This window comes from Mycoplasma sp. 4463 (genome assembly GCF_048381515.1).
GTDB lineage: Bacteria > Bacillota_I > Bacilli_A > Mycoplasmatales > Metamycoplasmataceae > Mycoplasmopsis.
The window spans coordinates 1-21,838 of sequence record NZ_JBLWID010000010.1; the positions used below are offsets into that span (position 1 = coordinate 1).

14 protein-coding genes are annotated in these 21,838 nt (G+C 27.2%); 1 reads left to right on the forward strand and 13 read right to left on the reverse strand.

Annotated features, from left to right (window positions below):
• The 8 genes from era to dnaE all read right to left on the reverse strand — a co-directional run.
• A partial coding sequence (gene era, locus ACNF36_RS01105) for a GTPase Era (RefSeq protein ID WP_418303437.1) occupies positions 1-712 on the reverse strand: 712 nt, incomplete at its 3' end.
• A gap of 2 nt (positions 713-714) precedes the next feature.
• On the reverse strand, positions 715-1,587 hold the full coding sequence (gene cdd, locus ACNF36_RS01110) for a cytidine deaminase (protein WP_418303438.1): 873 nt from the start codon (positions 1,585-1,587) through the stop codon (positions 715-717).
• 73 nt (positions 1,588-1,660) lie between these two features.
• Positions 1,661-2,509: a methionyl-tRNA formyltransferase gene (gene fmt, locus ACNF36_RS01115; protein WP_418303439.1), complete on the reverse strand. Its 849-nt coding sequence runs from the start codon at positions 2,507-2,509 to the stop codon at positions 1,661-1,663.
• Positions 2,510-2,516: 7 nt separating this feature from the next.
• On the reverse strand, positions 2,517-3,425 hold the full coding sequence (locus tag ACNF36_RS01120; RefSeq protein WP_418303440.1) for a hypothetical protein: 909 nt from the start codon (positions 3,423-3,425) through the stop codon (positions 2,517-2,519).
• 15 nt (positions 3,426-3,440) lie between these two features.
• Positions 3,441-4,403: a hypothetical protein gene (locus ACNF36_RS01125; protein ID WP_418303441.1), complete on the reverse strand. Its 963-nt coding sequence runs from the start codon at positions 4,401-4,403 to the stop codon at positions 3,441-3,443.
• A 59-nt stretch (positions 4,404-4,462) separates the two neighbouring features.
• Positions 4,463-5,026, reverse strand: coding sequence for a hypothetical protein (locus tag ACNF36_RS01130; protein ID WP_418303442.1), 564 nt, complete (start codon positions 5,024-5,026; stop codon positions 4,463-4,465).
• The gene (locus ACNF36_RS01135; protein ID WP_418303443.1) at positions 5,007-5,918 is read right to left on the reverse strand and encodes a 5'-3' exonuclease; all 912 of its coding nucleotides are present in this window, start codon (positions 5,916-5,918) and stop codon (positions 5,007-5,009) included. Before ACNF36_RS01135 ends, ACNF36_RS01130 begins: the two co-directional genes overlap by 20 nt.
• Positions 5,911-8,826 (reverse strand): DNA polymerase III subunit alpha, encoded by a 2,916-nt coding sequence (dnaE, locus tag ACNF36_RS01140; RefSeq protein WP_418303444.1) that lies wholly within the window; start codon positions 8,824-8,826, stop codon positions 5,911-5,913. Before dnaE ends, ACNF36_RS01135 begins: the two co-directional genes overlap by 8 nt.
• Positions 8,827-9,202: 376 nt before the next feature.
• Between dnaE and ACNF36_RS01145 the strand changes: the two genes are divergently transcribed.
• A complete protein-coding gene (locus ACNF36_RS01145; protein WP_418303445.1) occupies positions 9,203-11,449 on the forward strand; it encodes a hypothetical protein in 2,247 nt (748 codons plus the stop codon).
• Positions 11,450-11,505: 56 nt separating this feature from the next.
• Here ACNF36_RS01145 and ACNF36_RS01150 read toward each other — a convergent pair whose 3' ends face one another.
• The 5 genes from ACNF36_RS01150 to ACNF36_RS01170 form a co-directional block, all read right to left on the reverse strand.
• The gene (locus ACNF36_RS01150; RefSeq protein WP_418303446.1) at positions 11,506-14,079 is read right to left on the reverse strand and encodes a UU173 family protein; all 2,574 of its coding nucleotides are present in this window, start codon (positions 14,077-14,079) and stop codon (positions 11,506-11,508) included.
• A 114-nt stretch (positions 14,080-14,193) separates the two neighbouring features.
• A complete protein-coding gene (locus ACNF36_RS01155) occupies positions 14,194-17,436 on the reverse strand; it encodes a type I restriction endonuclease subunit R (protein WP_418303447.1) in 3,243 nt (1,080 codons plus the stop codon).
• A 76-nt stretch (positions 17,437-17,512) separates the two neighbouring features.
• Positions 17,513-18,097, reverse strand: a complete 585-nt coding sequence (locus tag ACNF36_RS01160; RefSeq protein ID WP_418303450.1) for a restriction endonuclease subunit S — start codon at positions 18,095-18,097, stop codon at positions 17,513-17,515.
• Between the two features lies 1 nt (position 18,098).
• Complete coding sequence (locus tag ACNF36_RS01165; protein WP_418303448.1) at positions 18,099-20,057, reverse strand: restriction endonuclease subunit S; 1,959 nt, start codon at positions 20,055-20,057, stop codon at positions 18,099-18,101.
• Between the two features lie 18 nt (positions 20,058-20,075).
• Complete coding sequence (locus ACNF36_RS01170) at positions 20,076-21,653, reverse strand: type I restriction-modification system subunit M (protein ID WP_418303449.1); 1,578 nt, start codon at positions 21,651-21,653, stop codon at positions 20,076-20,078.
• Between the last annotated feature and the right edge of the window lie 185 nt (positions 21,654-21,838).

The window sequence follows — 21,838 nt, forward strand, 5'->3', positions numbered from 1 at the left end:
TACCTTTTTGAGAAGCTTTTTTAACATAGATAATTGCATCAATATCTAATCTGTCTTCAGATTCTTCAAATTCTAGAACTTCAACAGCAATTGAGTGAGGCAGCTCTTCATAAAGCTCATTAATTGCAGATTCACGAATGATTTCTTTTGCTATAAAACGCATAGATTTGTCTGTGATGTATTCAGGATCGTATTGAGCTTCACCGTCGTAAGAGTATTTTTCAATTTCACTAATTAAAGCGCTAATTGATTTAGGATCGTTTACATCAGTAGACATAATTGTTTCAAAACCATGTTCTTTAAGCTCTTTGATTTTATCGAGTAGCTTTTGAGGATCTTTTTTAATTTTGTCAATCTTAGAAATAACAGCAATCTTGTTTTTTACGTGCTTGATTTTTTCTAAAATCATTTCATCACCTTTACCAATTGCTTCATCAGCAGGAGATAAGAATAAAAGAACATCTATGTCTTTGGTTGCATCATAAGCATTTTTGTTTAAAGCTTCACCAAGTTTATTTTGTGGTTTATGGATACCAGGTGTATCAATGAAAATGATTTGTAAATCATCTTCTGTATAGATACCTGTAATTTGGTCTCTGGTTGTTTGGGCTACATTAGTAACAATTGCAACATTGTAGCCGATAATAGCATTAAGAAGACTACTTTTACCTACGTTTGGTCTTCCTAAAATACTTGCAAAACATATTTTCATAATTATTTAATTGTAATTTCTTCAGCTCTGATGCTGTATGGAACTAATTCTTCAACTGTGTTAACTCTTAATTGTTTTCCATCATTACTGTATTGGTAAACTTTTGCATCAAGAGGCATAAATTCAGTCATAACTTGTCTACATCCAGCACAAGGGCTAATGATTTCATTTTTTCCACTAATAATGTGAATTTCTTTAAATGTTCCTACTTTTCCACCGTATGCTACTGAACCAAACATAGCACTTCTTTCAGCACATAAACCTGATGGATAAGCAGCGTTTTCGACGTTAACTCCGTAGTATTCTTTACCATCTTCACCAATCAAAATTGCAGCTACTGGGAATTTTGAATATGGTGTATAAGTATATTTAAGTAAATCTTTTAATTTTTCAAATGTCATATTTGTACCTTCTTTCCTTGTTATTTTTAAAGGATTAAAAATGTCATCAACCATTTTATTCATTCGAATTCTTTCTTCTTCAATTTCGTGGTCATATCCAGCTAAGTGGACTAATCCGTGTGTGAATAAGTAACAGAATTCTCTTTTAATTGAGTGTCCAAAATATTTTGCTTGTCTTACAACTTTGTTTCAACAAATAACTAACTCTCCAAGATGAATAAACGGAAGTTCATCATACATAGAACTATCATCAAATCCAAATGAAAGGATGTCAGTTACATAATTTTTGTTTCTGTATTCTTTGTTTAATCTCTTAATTTTTTGTGGAGAAACTAATGAAACATCAACAATGATTTGTTTTTTGATACCGAAGTATTCTGCAAAATTTTTGATAATCTGCTTCATTTCCTTTTCGAAAATAATTGCATCTTTGATTTTTGAATTAATAGTTAATGATACTTTTGTCTTTTTCATACTTTATAATTATACTTTAAATATGTAAACATATTTAGTTGAAGCAAATAAAAAAACTTGAAATTAATCAAGTTTAGTAATTTAATTTAACACGTTTTTTAGTTTCGAATTGATAATCAACTGCTCATAGTTTTCCATCAGTGAATTGAAGTGGTAATCCATTTGGAACTTTGTGTTTTGTAGCATAATAAATTTTGACTCTTTTGTTATCTAAAATAACATAAGCACCTGGGTTCGATGAAAATGCTCTGATTTTGTTAAATGCTTGTTCAACTGTTAAATCACTTGTTAAGAGCGCATCTTCTTTTAATAATTTTGGACTTAAAATGACTTTATCTTCATCTTGAACAATTTCTTGAAAATCACCTTTAACATAGTCTACAAGTCATTTTGTGATATTTTCAGTAGCTAATTTTGATAATTTTACAAACAATGTATCAGATGTGTCTGTGTCTTCAATTGGAATTGAAACCATTTTAATAATGTTACCTGCATCCATTTGTTTTGTCATATACATTAATGAAAGTCCGGTTTCCTTATCTCCATAAAGAAGTGAATATTGAATAGGTGCAGCACCTCTATATTTCGGTAGCAGCGAACCGTGAATATTGATTGAAGCTAATTTTGGAAGAGCTAAAACTTTTTCAGGAACATATTGACCAAAAGCACAAGTTAGTAAGATATCAAAATCTAATTCTTTAAGTTCATCATAAATTTGTCCAATTTTTTCAGGTTGAAAAAGTCTAATGTTATATTTTTGAGCTAATAATTTTGTAGGAGTAGGTAAAAGTGCATAACCTCTATTTGCTGGTTTATCAGGCTGCGAAACAATTCCTACAACGTCAAAGTTTTTGATAACCTCTTCAAAAATAGGAACCGAGAACTCGGGTGTTCCTGCTAATAAAATTTTTGTTTTATTCATTTTTCTCCTATCCGATTGAAATTTCCTTGTAAATTAGCTCTCTCATAACTTCAACAATTTTAGTAAGCATTTGTTCAGTTAATTTAGTCGTTGATTTACTATTTTCATTAATTTCTTTTAAGTGTGTAAACATTTTTTCAGATGTAAAGTATGTTCCGAAGAAAGTAATTTTATTATTGATTGATCTTTGTTCTAAAATTTCCATAATTACTGAATCTCAGAATCAAATACTTAAGTTTTTAAGTCCAATTTCATCTAAAACTAACAAATCAACTTCACTAAGCTGTTTTTTAATAAAATCAATGTCATTTGAGTTTTTCTTATCAAATGTTTTTTTGATTTCTTGGTCTAAATCATTTATATTAATGTAAGCAACAGTTTTGTTATCTAATGCAAAAGAGTTTGCGATTCTAGAAAGTAAATTACTTCTTTGAGATTTTCTTACTCCAGAAATTAAAAGACCCTTCATTGATAGTTCATTGTGTTCTTTTAATTTTACCTTTAACTCTTCTACATATTTGTGTAAGTCAATATAGTCTTCATCATTTATAACTACATTTTCAATAACTTCATCATTAATTGGTTCACTGATGTCTGTGAAAATTAAGTGATTTTCTAATCTTAATTTTCTACCTTCATCATTATTTGCTATTTTTCTAACTAACTGCAATTTACCATTTTCATCTCTTAAAAAATAATTTCTAATAGGTAGATTTTTATCGATAGTTCTTTGTTTATAGTAATCAATTAAATGAACAAAATAATCTCAAATTTCCTTATCTGAGATATTTAATTCATCTATTAGTTGTGCTAATATTTCTTTTTTCTTGATATCAGCAATAATCTGTGCAGGATCTATTTTCAAGTTTTTATCTAGAAAAATTCTTCAATCTAGATTTTGATTATTCTTTGTCATTAATTAAGTCTCCAATTAATGTTTAAGAGCATTCTTGAAAGCTTCTTTTTCATGGAAAATTTTTTGTTCTTTTTTATCTTTAAATTTTCCATCAAAATAAGCTTCGATTGTGTCGAATCTCATAAGACCTGCATTTTTAATTTCAACCATCATTGAGTTTGCATGTTTAAATCACTCGTTAGGAGTTGAAGATTTTTCTTTAGAAATATATAAAACATAGTTAATGATTTTTGAATCAGAAAATTTACTGATTCATTCATCTAATTTATTTTCAATTTTTTCATTTCTGAAACCGTATGAAATTGATTTATAGAAATCTCTTGTGCTTAATTTAATTAAAGCTTCATATTTATTTGAATACTTATATTCGTTTAATAAGCTAATAGGCTCTAACATAGAAAAATCTACTGGTGCAAAATCGGCATTTTGTTGTCTTAATTTACCTAAATTAATTAAATTGTCAACAAATTCATTATTTGGATATTGAGCTTGCTCATTCTCATTATTAAATACATCAAAGAAACTTGCTGAAACATCTTGGATGTGTGGTGTTTCGATGATGTTTGATTTTTTCAATCTATTATTAACTTTAATTTTGAAGTATGTATCACCAATTTTAGATTTCAACATTTCTGAAATTAAATGGTTATTTTTAATACCAGCTGCATTAAGTGGTTTTTGAATACTAAAGATAGTGATTTTTTGTTCATCATCTCTTAAAGTATCAATTAAACCAACGGCTTCAAGTTGTAATCTAGCTTGATTTAATCTGTTTTCGTGCATATTTAAGAATGTAGTTAGAGTTAAAAAATCATAGCTACTTCTTTTGTATTTGCTATCTTTAACAATATCTAATAAATATTGGTAAAGAAAAACAGGGTCAGCACCTAAAAATGGACCGTAAAATTCACGTAAATTACTAAGGTCCTCCATTGTTATTTCGTTAACTTTTTCAACTGCGAAATATTGATAAATCATCGGTGCTTCCTCCTGTTTTTTCTTGTGTTTGAAATTTTTGGTACTCTAATTTTACTTACTTATTTTTTTAGCTCCAAAAATTCTTTTATTTTTTCTTTACTATCTCTCATATTAATAGGGATATGCACAACCTTTTTTGACCTAAAAAAATCTTTTGTGTCTCAATTGTAGTTGTTTTGGTTGTCTAAAATTTCTTTTGTGAAGTTATCCACACCCCTAATTTTTAAGAATTTTGACCTATTTTCTTCATCTATTTGCATATGATAGATAGTAGAGAAAAAGATTGAAAAATCGACTATTTTTGTATATAAAATTGGCATTTCTACAAAATCGTACTGATTTGATTTAAGGTACTCAAAAATTACTTCAAAAACATACTTTTCAAGTATTTTTAAGTTATTTGGATTTAAACTTACCCATTGCTTAATAAACGGTTTTCAAACTTGATTATTTTTGATTAAAAAACTACCGATTTTATTGTTAATTTTGTTGATAAAATCAGTATTTTTTTCATATAAATCATTTACAAATTCATCGAGATTTAATGTTTTGTAACCTAATTCTCTTGCAGTATTTAAAAAGTAAGTTTTACCAGAGCAAATTCTACCTACTATTGCTATCATAATTTAGCATACTTTCTTTTAATCTAACTAATTCAAGTTCATCAAGAATAGACATTGCATTTTGCAGATTAAGTTTTAATAAGTAGTTATCTTTTGATTTATTAAAATCCGGAACATTTGTATATAACTGAGCCATTTTATAACAGAATATCCCTTGGTCATATCCGGATTCTAATTTTGTAATAATTGATTTTGTAAAATTATTATCTCAAGTATCTTTTTGTTCATATAAATTAATGAAACTTTTGTATTTATCAAGAATACTGATAGCGGTTTTTTCTCCAATACCTTTAATACCTGGTAAGTTATCGCTGCTATCTCCTGCTAAACCTTTATAATCAGGAACTTGATTTGGATAAATTCCATATTCTTCAGGATAAATATCCAATGATAATAAATCAAATTTATTTTTTTTAGGTCTCTTAATAATAACTGATGTGTGTTCATCAATTAATTGATGTAAGTCTCTGTCTTTTGAAAAGATAATTTTCTCTTCTCCTTGAGCGACATTTTTAACATAAGTTCCGATTAAATCGTCAGCTTCATAACCGGTTTGCTCTTTTCAAGGAATTTCTAAAAGAGTTAACATTTCTTTAATTTTGTCCATTTGAACAAATAATTCAGATGGAGCTGAAGCTCTGCCACTTTTGTATTCATCAAAAGCTTCGTGTCTGAAAGTTTTTCCCTGACTATCAAAAGCTATAAAAATGTGTGTTGGATTAAATTGGTTGAATATTTTAAGAAGTTGATGGAAGAATAAGTTTATTGCATTAGTAGGAAAACCTGTTGAAGTTCTTAAAATGTCATTAGGATTTCCATAATATGTTGCGTAAAATGATTGAAAACTTAAGTAGTTTCCATCAACTAATAAATGTAAGTTTTTCTTATCCATTATCTACCTCTTTTCAATCGCTAAAGTTATAAAATCCTTTACTAATTTTGATTAAAACCAACATTTTTCTAGGTCTTGTATCGTTAAGAATTTCAATAGCTCTATTATTAAAACCAAAAACTGTTACAGATTTTGTTGAATCTGTTACTGATAATCTAGGTCTACCTTTAGCATCCTTAGTCACTTTAGTTAACATAACTTCGATTCACTCATATTGATCTGTAAGCTGATCTAATGTTAATGTATTGTGTTTGTTTGAAATATTTGAATTTAAGTTATAAATGCTTCCTAATAATTGAGATTCATATTGAATTTGTTCATTTAAATCACTTGGTATGAGTTCAAATTCAATTTGCTCAATATTTTGCATTTTAATAAACTCTTGGAGTTGTTGTTTTTTGTCACCTTCAATTTTCTTATATGAAGCGACAAATAAATCATTAAGTTGCTTGCAAATGATTAGTTCATTTAATAAAGTTTGCATTCCATAAAATTCTCTAAATGCATTAGCTTTAATAAGTGTTTCAATATTTGACTCAGTTACATTTCCTAAATTTCTTAATCTAAGATATGCAACTATAAAGTTTTCATATTGACCATTTTGATTTCTTTCTTCAAGTATTTTTTCAACAGCACTTTCGCCAATTCCTTTAATCATATTGAATGGTAAATAAAGTTCATTGTCAACAATTTCAACCATATTTGATGAATTGTTAATTTCAGGTGATTGAACTTTTATGTCTTGTTCACTAGCTTCAACGGTGTATTTTTTGATATTTTGCTGGTCTGATGATGAATTTGAAATTAACACTTTATAGAAAATAAGTGGGTAGTTTGCTTTATAGAAAGCTAACTTATATGAAATTAATGAGTAAGCAACAGCATGTGATTTATTAAATCCATAAGCAGCGAATTTTTCAATATTTGAATAAATTCTTTCTAATAAGTCTATAGAAATATTGTTTTGCAATCCACCTTTGAAAAATTCAGCTTTATAGCTATGTAATAGCTTTTCATCTTTTTTAGAAATTGCTCTTCTAAGTAAATCAGCTTGAGCAAAAGACATATTTGCAACTTGCTGTGCAATTTGCATAATTTGCTCTTGGTAAACAATAATTCCAAATGTAGGTTTAACAATTTGATCATATAGTGGATGAATTGTTTCTATTCTGTTTTGATTTTGTTTATTTTTACCATATGTACCAATAAATTCCATTGGACCAGGTCTAAACAACGAAACAATTGCATAGATATCATCAAATGAATCAATTTTAACTTCCTTAATTGTTCTTTGCATTCCTATTGATTCAAGTTGAAAAATTCCATTTGTATGTGTGTTATTAAGTAATTTTTTAGTTTTATCTTCTAATTGAACTGAATAACTATCTCCTATGACTTTTTCAAAAGTCTGTTCAGGTTCTAATAAATCTTCAATTTCTTTAAGAATAGTTAAGTTCTTAAGTGCCAAAAAGTCAATTTTAATAAGACCATATTTTTCTAAATGGTTTAATGTAAATTGAACTTGCTGAATTAATCCATTATTGTAAATTGTGGGAATAAGTTTATTAATTTGTTGATCACAAACAATAATACCAGCAGGGTGTGTTCCGATTTGTCTTGGTAACCCCTCAATTTTTGAAGCATACTCGTGTAAGTTAGAATATTTATCTACATATGATCTATATTTTGGATTAGTTTTATAAGCGTCAACAAGACTTAAGTCAGTTGACTTAATTGCATTACAAATTTTTTCAACTTCTGAAAGTGGTACATCTAAGTATCTAGCAACATCTCTGATGCTGTTTTTTAGTGCTAAAGTTTGAAATGTTGTAATTAGAGCAACATTTTCTTCTCCATATTTATTTTTAATGTATTCTAAAACTTCATTTCTTCTATTATCTTGAATATCAATATCAATATCAGGAAGAGAAACTCTGTCAATATTTAAGAAACGTTCAAATAGCAATCCAAATTCGAGTGGATTAATATCTGTAATTCCTAATATATAAGAAATAATTGACCCAGAAGCACTACCTCTACCAGGTCCGACTTCAATTTTATTTTTCTTAGCTCAAGCAATTGCATCCTGAATAATCAAAAAGTAGTTAATAAAACCTAATTTAGCAATAATAGAAATCTCATAATTAACTCTATTTACAACAACATCTTCACCGAATTTGTAAATAAGTTCTTTGGTTCTATCATTAATTAATAATTTTTTAAATTCTGCTGCTGCATTGTCTGAAAATTTAGCTAATTTAATTGAATTATTAGGTTTAGAAACATTGCAATTTTGTGCAATGTATAACATATTTTTATATACATCTTCGTGAAGATCTTCCCAATCTTCTTCATCTAAATATTCATTATATGTTTGAGTTTCTTCGTTAATTGAACCAATTTTTTGAATAACTCTAAGGATTTCATTATCCTCAAAATTTAAAACTTTTTTAGCTGGTGCATAGACAGTTTGATATTCAAGTGGAGTTTTATTATTTAAATAAAAATTACTTAAATATTTATCAATTGCAATACCTTTAGATCTGTGTCCTAGGTATTGATGATCAATAATGAAAATATCTGAATTATCAAGTTCATAGTATGAAACTACTTTACCTTCAGATTTAGCATAAATAAGTTGATTAATAAAAGCGTATCCATTATTGTTTTTAGCTAATACAACAACAGTAAACCCTTCTGACAAATCAAGTTCAATACCAATAAGTGGTTTAATGTTAAACTTATCTTGCATATCTCAATAATATTGCAATGCATATAAGTTTTCTTTATCTGTTAAAGGTAAGAATTCTAAATTATTTTCAACTGCTAATTTAATGAGTTTTTCAACTCTGATAGCAGAGTTTAAAAATGAATATTCAGTATTTGTGTGAAGATATATTTTTTTCATATTTAAATTATATTTTTCTTTTATTAAACTAACAGAAAATAGCTGATTTTTTTAATTGAATATATCTACTAAATTCATAAAAATTTCGTTAATCAGCCTATTTTGTGTCACTATAAAAATCATTTTTCAGTTTAAGAATTAAAATGTGTAAAAAAATATGAAAAATAGAGTTTTTTATAAAAAAATTACATAAAAATAAGATATTGAGATCAATAAGGAGTAAAATCAAGATATATTAGATATTTTTAAATTTCAGTCAGGGTGTGAAATGTTGAATTTTAAGACAATAAAGAATAAACCTAACAAAATATAAAGTTTGTTGAATAGATTTTTACATAATATATCAGTGAATGATTATGTATTGGAGATGTTTATTATGCATAGAAAGTTTTTATTATTAGGTTCTATTTCAGGTATAGTGCTTTCTTCATTAACAATGGTAAGTTGTTCAGAAGAAGATGAAAGTAAGTTTTTTACAAGAGAAGAAAAAAAGATAATATGAGGAGGTCTATATAAACCTGAAGAATTTTTTAATGAGTCTTATTCGCTGATAAGTGAAATTAATCAAACAAATGAACTTCAAACAGAAATTAAAAAGATTATTGAAAATGTATCTATATATTTAAAGAATTTGTTGTTCTCAAATTCCAATGATAATAAAAATGAATCGTTGATCAATTTTGTCAATGAAAGAAATAAAATTCAATTTTTGATTTCATCAACATTAAATTCAATTGAAGAAAAATATGCGTTATTGAAACAATTAATAGACACAAATACCGAAAAAGAGCAACCAAAATCTGAATACGAATCGTTTAAAATCGAAAAGTTAAATGAACTAAAATCTAAATTATCTCAGTATGTGGTTGAAAATAATTTTAATGAAACAATTTTAAACAATGGGTTGGATATAATTAAAAAAATAAGCAATGAAAAAACTCAAAAATATAACTTGAGTAGAAAATTTAAAATTAACTTAAAGTCTTTTAAGAATTTTTATAAAAATTTTGAATGAACATTGGGTAACTCTATATCTAAGTTTGAAAAAGATATTTTTCAAAACAGAAGTGATCAATTTTGATTTTCTGATATCTTATTAACAACATTAAACCATAAAGTTGTGAATAGAATATTTTCAGAAACCACAAATAGTAAAACAAAAGAAGAATTTGTGAAATTAGCAGATAAATTTATAAATTTCTGAAAATTCAACTATGAAGAAGATAAATTTATTAGTGATCCTAATTTATTAAGATTAATTAAAAATGCAAATATTTGATCAATTAATTATTGAGACTCACTAATAATAAGCAATGAATTAAGCAAGAAGGTTGAAGTAGATTTAATAAACAATAAAAAATACTTTTTTGATCAATTGATTTTTAACGACTGCGATTACAATAAAAATGAAGCTATTCAAATAATTAAAAAAGTATTGCAACTTATGCCGTCTGAGAAAGAATTTGAAGTCGATTCCTCAGGAAAAGATGATTGAAATATTTTCGCTGATCAGGTAGTAGATAGAAGTCATATTTGAGTTAAAGAGTGAGCTACTACTGAATTTTGAAATTATTACAATGACATATATTTAAATGATATCTCTAGAAAATGAGAAGAATCAAATTTTTGATCTTTAAATACACTAAACACAAATGGTTTCAAAAATCCACAAAATAGAAAATCTAAATTCTATAATAATGTAATGAACAAGCGTTTAGATAATATTAACCAAAATATCACAACCTTATCAATTGCACTTGATTGATTTAATCCTGATGAAGATATTTTAATTTGGTATGACCCAGAGGATGGTATTGATAATTTGGTTGCTAATTCTAATATAAATCCATTTAATAATTTATATGTAAAAAATAATAAAGGTAATAAGGTTTTTATCAAAACTCCTAAAAATATTTATTCAACCTTTATGAATAAGTTTTTGAGAATATGTCAGTTTATATTGAGGTTTTACCGAATTATTCCTTCATCTATTTTGGATCTTGAAGGTTTAAGTCATTATGAAGAATTAATTGATTTAGCTAAAATACCAAAAGAATTACTTGAAAAGTCATCTGAAGATATGAAAGAAATATGGGCTGAAATACAGAGTAAGCCAGACTTTACTAAGGAAGATATGGAATGATTTAAAATATCTTATTACTTATCTACTTATGGAGAAAATGTAGAATATTTAAAAGAACCAGGATTGGAAGGTTTCAAAAGAAAAATAAGACAAGGTGACTATTCGCATTTGGGTAATTTATACAATATTTCATATTCATTTACAGAAGATGAAATAAATAATATCAAGCAAAGATATTTCTCGGCTGATGAAATGATGAATTCAAACAATAATAACAACGAATTCTATGAATTAATTGAGCAATTGCAACATATTAAAAATGTAATTGAGACAAGTAGGAACAACAAAAATTCAAATCATAAGTTTTTCAAACACTTGAAAAATTATGCTGCTAAAAATATTAATTTTAATGAATGATTAAAATTAAAAGAAAATCAAAACAATTATTTTGGTAATGATGTTAAATATAAAACTAATTACCAAATCGATAGAACAATTGAATTTCTAAATGAATTAATCGCCATTCTTAAATCTAATTAAAAAAATACAAGCAAATAATTACAGTTTCAGTTGTAATAATTGCTTGTATTTTTATTTTAATCCCTTGGAGCTAGTGTTATTTGCTCATTTTCTATCTTGTATTCGTACTTTTCTGAATCAATTTTGTACTCATATTCATCAAGTTCTAGGAACTTAAGTCTAAGAATATACATAATAAGCTCATAAACCATTATCATAGCTCTAACATCATTTTCACAGTACTTTTTAAGTTCAGGAACAATGTCGTTTTCTCAATGTGAATCGCCAATTAGTTTTGCGTGTCTAATTTGGGCTTTTTCCATTGCCATAGTACCTTTTTGAATAACTAATTCTGAATAAGGTGTAATCAATGTTTTGAGTTTTAAATTGTTATTTGTAATGTATTTTTCGACTTTCTTAATGCTACTAAATCTTAGTAGTTCATTAATATAACAAATTCTATCTAATGCAAATGTTTCAATATCACTATTAATTAATTTGACTAATTCTAATGTTTCATTGCTTGTATTTTCTTTAAATACAATGAAATATTTGTCTGAAATTAACCTAGATTTAAGTTCTGTTGATGTTGATTTAAAAATATCATTTAAGTCGATTGCTAAATTGTTGATTTCATTAATTGCTTGTTTGAAGTTTCCTAATGTTTCAAAATGCAAGTGAATTTGCTCTTGAATTTTTTCATTATTATTTTTGTATTCAATTTCAATTAAATTAAGAAATTCTTTGTTTCTTGTATTTTCATATGTCTTGTTATATACAACGTAACCTTTAGCATCTTTATCGTGAATTATCTTAAACATATATATTGTTTTCGATAAATCAAAGTTTTTTGTGTCTATGACAAAGTTCTCTTTGTAAATTTCTTTACCATTTTGAGTCTTGATAACAGATACCTGGTTAACGATTTGCTGATATGATGATGTACCAGGGATAACTGGATAGATTGATGAAAAACCTTCATAGTCATATCAAACAATTACCGAATCTTTTAAGTGTATTTTAAAGATTTTATCAAGAGCTGCTTTAACATTTATTGCATTTATTTTTTCATATTTGTTAATTAGCTCAAGCACTTTATCTTCAGATTCTTTAGTTATTCTACCAAATGAATAAGGTATAAAATCTTTTCCATAAAGATATGCTCTAATAACTAATTTATCAGGTGATTTGAATACATCTGTAGGTATATTAATAAGAGAACTGTTTGAAATCTTTGAGTTTTTGTATGCATTTATATAATCATTTAAACTATTAATTAATTCAAAATTATCTTCAGCATCTTTGCTAAAACAATATCTAAATAAGTTGTAATCAATATTAGATAATTCGGGTGCTAAATAATAAGAATTGACAATTTTGTCAATGTAACTATCAAATGGCTCATAGTAAACATATGACTCAGGCGAACTTCCTCTCTTGTCTTTTGTAAGAAAAACACCATTTGATTTTTCAATTAATGAATTAACTGATTTATAGATATCATGAGTTTCTTTTATTTGTTCTATAAATTCACTAAATGTCTTAATTGGATTAGGTATTGCTACAAATTCTTCTAAATTAAATCCTAAACTTCTATCGCAGTAATATCCTCTTTTAGCACTCAAAATAAAGGAATTTGAATTTTTTGTAAAGTTATTTAAGTAGTCTTGTTCATTTCACGAATCATACAATGAAAGTGTTCCTGATTTTAACAATCCGTGTTCGATTGGAGTGAATAAATTATAAAAATCATCTTCGCTCATTCAATCTAATTCATCAGATTTATTACTTGGTTTTGAAGGCGATTTTATCTTTGTCATTGCTGAAAAGACTTCGTAAAAATCAATCTTGTCTTTTTGTGTTAATCTAAGTTTATTAACAAATGGATTAATAATAATTTCACTAATAGATTCAAGAGGAATATTTGCTTTCTTTAGTACGTTGTAGTTATAAAAATTTTTTTGATATAAATCTTTCTTAGCCTTATCGACATATGATAAACCTACATATTTTTTAAGTTGTTTATCATATATAAGTGGTGATGAAGTTAAATAAAATACATCATTTTGATTCTCGATTTTATAAGCAAATACAGGTTCAATAATTACTTTGATTTTGTCATCATTTAAGTAATTAAGAGTTTGTTGTAATTTGACTTCTAAATTATCAATTTGCTTAATATAACCAACTTCATTTGGTTTATAGTTGTGTTTATTTAAATATCAGTTGTATGCATCCAATTTAAATTGCAAGAATTCAGAAACGTTAACTTTAATAAATTCAACTTGTTCGCTGTTTTCTTGTTTTGCAAAAATTGAACCTAATTCGTGCAAGAAATTATTGCTTCAAACAAGTTTGTCTGAATTTGCATCTAGTTCCATTTGCAAGTTTTGCTCAGACATAAATTCAGACACTTTATTTGCGTCAATTGTGTTTTCACTAGATTCATCCTCATCATCATCTAATTCATCAATATTGCCGAATTTAATATTGCTCAAATAATCATCCATTGATACATTATATTTATCAAAATAAGCTGATTGTTTAATTCAATCAACTAAGTTATTTGAATGAAAAATAAGTAAAGGATTTTTGAAAAAAACTTTTAGAAAGTTGTTTGCAGTTATCTTAATAATATTTTTTTGCTCCATATTTACACCCCTTATTTTGATTATATCAAGTTGTTAATATTTGATTGTAACTTATGTGTTTGAACCATAGGGATAAATAAAAATATCACCAGAAGAATCTCTGGTAATATTGAATTATTTATCATTTTTTAAAGTATTCTTGAACTTTTTGATATTAAGAATATCCTTGAATTTGTTAAAGAAGTTTTGGAAGATTGAGAACACTTTTTTCTTAGTTTCATATCTATTTGATGAATTTGCTCCACGTGCAAATAATGGTGCTTTGATAGCTGAATCGAAGTCTTGCCCATCAAATTTTAAGCTTCCACTTTCAAGTGATTTAAGGATGTATTCTTTAGCTTGCTCAGCTTGAATGTTTTGGCTATTAATAATTGTGTTAATTTCTTGTCCAGCTCTTTGATGAACGAATTTTTCTCATTCTTCTCAAGTGTTAGTTTCAATTTCATTTTCAGTAGCAGTATTTGAAATATCTTGAATATTGTATTGGTCAATGAATTCTAAAATAAGATCCTTTTTGCTTCTGAGAGAAGTACTTGATTGTGCAAGTTTACCAACTTCTTTTTTAACTTTTTCAGTATCTGTTTTTTGAGCAAATCTAGTTGCGATTAATCTAATGATGTATTCGACATTAATTTCATCTTGTTGAACTAATTCGATTTCAAAGACAATATCATTGATTATATTTTCTTTGTAACCATCATTCTTTTCCTTGTCCTTAAATTCATTTCAAATATTTAAGTAGTGAGATTGATAATCTTGCAAGTCTCTGTCAGGAATAATTTTATTAGCTTCTTGTTGAAATTCATCAAACACCATTAGAGTATTCTTGCATTTTAAGATTTTTCCAAATAACTTAGCAAATTCTTTCTTCTTACTTTCAGGGAAGTATTCGATTCTTTGATCTAAATTCTCAAGTGGGAATTTTTCTTTTATTTCATTAACATAGTCAATGTAACCCTTAACGTGCACACCCGTTTTCTCATTAGTTTCACCTTTTAAGTAGAAGTTATAATCTCTAAATAAAGCTGTATTAGAAGCTTCTTTATCGTTAAGAGCAAATAATGCAATAGCATCTTGAACTTCTTTTCTTAAATTTCTAAAGCAAACAATGTTTCCACATACTTTAACAGAATTTAAAATTCTGTTTGTTCTCGAAAACGCTTGAATTAAACGGTGATATTCAAGTTTTCTATCAACTCATAAAGTATTTAATGTAGGTGAGTCAAATCCAGTTAAGAACATATCAACAACTATTAAGATATCAATATCTTTGTTTTTCATTCTTAATGAAACATCTTTATAGTAGTTAGCAAATCCTTCGACACCATCTAATGAGAAGTTGGTTTTGAACATTTGATTATAATCATCCATAGCTTGTGCTAAGAATTCTTTATCAGTTGAATCATAAGTTACATTTGTAGGGATATCAATATCTTCTTCCTCAAAAACTCCTGATTCAGGATCTGGATTAGGTGCATATGTGAATATTGTTGCAATTCTTAAATTTCTATGTTGCTCTGTTAATTGTTTTTTGAATTCAAGGTAGTATTTTTTAGCCATCAAGATATTTTCAACTGTAAAAATAGAGTTAAAACCTTGAAGATTTGTATCAACTTTTATTTCTTTAGCAGTATTATCTTTGCTTTTAACCATTTCATCATAGTTAACTAACTTAGAAAATGAGTAACCATCTTTTGCTCTGGTTTTTCTATCAAAGTTTTCAAGAATGTACTGAACATTCATTGCGACCCTTTTGTCTGATTCCTTGATACTTTTCTTATCGATTCCATATATTTTCTTATCTTCAATACCAGAAGCAGATTTAAATGTATTCAAGAAATCAACTTTAAATTTAAGAACATTATGGTCTCTAATACCATCTAAAATTGTGTAAGTATGTAATTGGTCTTTGAATATATCGGTCGTTAGCATTTGTCCATTTGTTGTATTTGCATTTTCAACAAATATAGGTGTTCCGGTAAATCCGAATAAGAAGTATTTTTTGAACTTGTTAACAATTCTTTTATGCATCTTACCGAATTGTGAACGGTGGCATTCATCAAAGATGAAGACAACTTTTTTATCATATATAGTTGATTTAGGTGTTTTTTCAATAAATTTTGAAAGTTTTTGAATTGTTGTGACTAAGATTTTAGATCTTTCATCTTCAACAGTCTCATTTTCAAGCACTTGACTTAAAATGTTTGTCGATTGTACACCTTTAACACTTCCTTTTTCAAAACGGTTATATTCATTAATTGTTTGGAAGTCTAAGTCTCTTCTGTCTACAACGAAGATAACTTTTTCGATGTCATCTAATTCTTTTGCTAATTCAGCGGTCTTAAATGATGTAAGTGTCTTACCTGAACCAGTAGTATGTCATACATATCCGGTTGCATCTTTTTTTCCTCAGTTGCCTAATGAGGACATCATTTTAATTTTTGAAATGATTGCTTCAGTAGCTGCAATTTGATATGGACGCATTACTAATAGTTGCTTATTTGAATCAAAGACACAATATTTAGTAAGAATATTTAATAATGTGTGTCTTGAAAAGAATGTTCTAGTAAAGTCAATAAGATCAGTTATTTTTCTATTCTTACCATCTGCTCAATATGATGTATATTGGAATGATTGTTTACTTTTCTTAACAGCTGAACCAGATTTGTTTGATGAAGTTTTTAAATCCCTAGTTGTATTTGAGTAGTATTTTGTTTCAGTTCCATTGCTAATGACAAAGATTTGAATAAATTCGAAGAAACCTTCATCAGATCAGAAGCTTTCACTTTGATATCTTTCAATTTGATTGAAAGCTTCTCTGATGTCTACGCCTCTTCTCTTAAGTTCAACGTGAACTAAAGGAAGACCGTTTACTAAAATAGTTACATCATATCTATTTTTATATTTACCGTGGTCAGCCTCATATTGATTAATTACTTGAAGTATGTTGCTTTGTGGATTTTTAAAGTCAATTAATCTAATGTTTTTAGTTTGAAATTCACCATTAGATAATTCTCTTCTAAGAGGGATAATGTTATTTTTTTGAATAATTTCAGTTTTTTCTTTAATACCTTTACCTTCTCCTGAAACTTCAGAAAGAATATGTGTTCATTCACTATCTGTAAAAGTAACTTGATTTAATCTTTCAATTTGCTTTCTAAAGTTATTTTTAAGCTCTTCTGAATTTTTGATTTGAATATACTCATAACCTTGACTAGTTAGAAGATTAATAAACTCTTTTTCTAAGTCAGCTTCTGACTGATAATTTGTAGGTCTTTGTCTTTGTTTTTCGAAATCAAACTCAGCGATAACCGTGTTTTTAGGAGTGTGTAATATTGCGTGATTTTCTTTTGCCATAGTAAATCCACCTTTATATTATTGTTATATGTTGCTTATATTAGTCTTATATAGCTTGGATATAGGTATTAAAGTGTTAATTATTTTTATCTGATAATTTATCAAATATTAAATTTCTATAATATTCATATTGTTGTTGTCTTCTTGCTTCTTCAGCCGGAAGACCTATTTTTAAATTGTTGCACATGGTGTCAAAAGTATCTAGAATCTCGACTATTTTGTTTTGAGTTTCTAGTGATGGTAATTTGATTTGTAGTTTTCTTAAATCGCTCAAGTTTATCGAAGATAATGTACCACTGTTAGCTAAATTCTTTAGTTTTTGTTCATTATTTTTTAAGTAATAAAACACATATTTGTTATTTACAATTAATTCTTTCGGTTGTATTAAAGCAATACAACTATTGCTTAATCAGAATTTTTCCTCTATTAAATCAACATAACCCGTTGAACCAACTTTTGCAATAGTTATTGCATTTTCGCAATTGTAGTCATCTGTATACCCGAGAACGTTTTTACCACCATTAATAATTTTAAATTCTCCAAAACCAGGATTTTTTACAATGAATTCTCCTGTGTAAATTTTTTCAAATATATCATTAAGAGAAATTAAAATTGTGTTTCCGAATATATATTGAATTAACTTAATTAAACCTGTGGTTAAGTTATCTTCTCTCTCTCTCTCTCTCTCTCATTAATTTTTCAAATGAGTTAGTTTCGAGATATTCAAAGATAGAGTTTCTGTAAAATTCGTATTGCTGTTGTCTTTTTATTTCCTCAGCCGGGAGTCCGATTTTAAGATCTTTACAAATTGATTCAAAATTTTCTAGTGTATTAACTATTTTATTTTGTTTTTCCAGAGAAGGAACTTTTACTTCAATATCAAAGATATCTGAAGTATTTATATTTGGTTGTGAAGATTTTAAGTAAAACTGTTTAATTCAATTAGGGATTATATTATTTAGATAAAAGTAAATGAATTTTAGGTTAATAATATCTAATTGTGTTTCAATTTTTCCAACCCTTTGATTTATATAGCAGTTTAATTCTTCAGTTGAATAATAAGTTTTACCAATTGTATTTCCTGACATAGCTATTAATATGCAATTTTTATTAACTTTGTATTTAGATAAATCATTGTTAGGATATGAACTGAAATTAAATTTTTCAGCATTATTAATGTTTAAATTGTTGTTTTTGTCAATGTTTGCTATTTTTATGATTGATGCTGCAGGTTTGCTATCATCAAAATTTGCATTTGTTAGGAAGTTAAATCCATTTGTAAATTGAATTAGTTTAGATAATTTTAATGAAATAGTTTGATCAAAGATATATTGAATTAATTTAATTAAACCTGTGGTTAAGTTATCTTCTCTCTCTCTCACACACATTAATTTTTCAAATGAGTTAGTTTCAAGATATTCAAAGATAGAGTTTCTATAAAATTCGTATTGTTGTTGTCTTTTTATTTCCTCAGCAGGCAGTCCGATTTTAAGATCTTTACAAATTGATTCAAAGTTATCAAGAACTTTCACTATTTTTTCTTGATTTCGAATTGAGGGGATTAAAACTGTTAATGAAGATAATGATGTCTTTTTTAGGCCTGGTATTCCACTACCTTGAACCAAATTGAATATTTTATCTTGATTAGATTTTAAATAGAAAAATAAGAATCTATTCAATATCTGTTTAGAAGTAACTTTTAATGAATAACAATGGGATCCTTGGTAAAAATCTTCATACATTCATTGAACATAACCGGCATTTGATCCACCTTGACTTACAATGATTGTATTTTTAATATTATTAAAGTTTTTAGCGTTAGAACTTTTGCTAATACCACCATTCATATATGGATATAACCCATTTTCTGAAAGATCTTCTTTAGAAGGCTGTTTACCAATATTTATTTCTGCGATTTCGCTTAATTTTTTGCTAAAAAAATTAATGTCATTTGACAAATTGTTGTTTGATAACAATTTGTCTCTGTAGTATTCATACTGTGTGGATCTAGCTTTCAGCTCCGCTTTCAGCTCCGCTTTCAGCTTTTCTGCGTAACTAGAAAAGATATCTAATATATTAACCACTTGGGTTTGAACTTCGATTGATGGAATAGGGATTTCAATTTCTAAAATCTCAGGCATATATGGGTGTTTAATTCCACTGCCTCTAAATACTTTGGCAATTAAATCGTTTTTAGATTTTAGGAAGTAATATACATATTTTGTTAATAGAACATTTTTATCATATGATGTTCCGATTATGTTACCTGCATTAATAAATTTACCATTATAGTATTGAACGTAAGGGTTACCACCTGATGGGATATAAACAATTTCTTCTTCATAAACATCTCCATCTCAAATATCTGTAGATGTAAACATATCAGATGGATATGTTGTAAGTAGTTTTATATCTCCATTTTCTACAACTAATTCTTTGACTTCTTTTGAAAGTATTGACTTATAGTTTATTTCACTTTTTAAGAGTTTAGTTTTGTCAAAATTAGCGAATGATTTGCTTCAAATTGTTACTTCATAAAGTTTCTTAATTTGTACATTTTTTATGTCGTTTGCTGAAAGGAAGTTTTCAATAGAAAAATTAGTTTGATTTTCATTTTTCATAATATTTAAAATCCTTTTCTACAAGTCTCCAAGACTTTTATCTAATCTTTCAACAATTTCATCAATTTTTGCTCTAAGCACAGCTTGCTCTGCAACAATTTCTTTGATTTCTTGATTTAACTTCTTAATATCAATAACTTCTCTTGTGTCTTCTTTTTCAACATAAGTGTTTACAGAAAGACTGTAATTATTATTTGCTATATCTTCTGTTCTAACAATTTTAAGGACATTTACTTTATCTTCGTCTGAATTGTATAAGTTGATAATGTTTTGAATGTTTTCATCGGTTAACTTGTTGTTATTTGCAATTTTAATGAACTCCTTACTTGCGTCAATGAATTTAACTTCATTGCTTGTTTTATTTTTCTTAATTACAAGGATGCAAGTTGAAATACTTGTTCCATAGAATAAGTTGTCTGGTAATTGAATAATTGCATCAACAAAGTTGTTATCTACAAAGTATTTTCTGATTTTAGCTTCAGCTCCAGCACGATACATAATTCCAGGGAAACAAACGATTGCAGCTGTACCATCTGCTGAAAGTTTGTGAAGTGCATGTTGGACAAATGCTCAGTCAGCTTTAGATTTGGGAGCTAGCACACCGGCTGGTGCAAATCTAGGATCAGCAATTAATGTTGCATTAGCATCGCCTTCTCATTTGATTGAGTAAGGTGGATTAGAAACGATTACATCAAATGGTTCTTCCTCATCTAAACCAGGATGAGTTAATGTGTCATCACAAATGATTTTAAACTTACTGTAGTTAATATCGTGTAAGAACATATTGATTCTACATAAGTTATAAGTAGAAACATTAATTTCTTGTCCATAAAGACCTTCTTTAATGTTGTCTTTCCCGAGCACTTTAATTGATTGAAGTAATAGAGAACCACTACCAGCACACATATCATAAACTTTTCTAACTTCAGTTCTATTTCCAACAGCAAGTTTGAAAAGTAATTTACTTACTTCTTGTGGAGTAAAAAATTCACCACCTGATTTACCTGCGTTTTGAGCATACATAGAAATTAAAAACTCATATGCATCACCAAATAAGTCAATAGTGTTGTCTTCAAAGTTTCCAAGCTCCATTTTTTTAACACCTGTAAGAAGTGCTCTTAATGTAGCGTTACATTTTGCAACTGTATTTCCTAATTTGTTGCTGTTAACATCAAAATCTTCGAAAAGTCCTTTAAGGTCACCTTCGCTTGAACGACCCTTTGCAGAATTTTCAATGTTTTTAAAGATATTTTCAAGTGTTTCATTTAAGTTTTCATCGTTGGTTGCATTAGCTTCAACATTTGTAAAAAGTTGTGAAGGGTAAATGAAAAACCCTTTTGCAGAAATAATAGCTTCTTTGATGTTATCGGTAATTTCGTCATCACTTAAGGCTTCATAATTAAAATCTAAATCACCACTTTCGTGTTGAATGGTATTTACATATCTTGTGATACTTTCCGAGATAAAACGATAAAAAAGTGTTCCAAGTACATAGTTTTTGAATTCTCATCCATCAACTTGACTTCTTAATTGATCAGCAATGTTTCAAATTGTTTTATGTAATTCAGCTCTTTGTATTTCTTTTGTATTGTCCATAAAAATTCCTTTCATTTACACCTAAATTGTCGTTATTTTAAATTATATTAAAATATTTTATATTTTAAGATAGATATATGCTATTATGCTGTTGATTTTTTATTTAAAAAACTATTTAACACTTAGTTAGTTGATATAACTATTTTTTATAATAAATTGATAACTTTTGCTATCTAAATTTATTC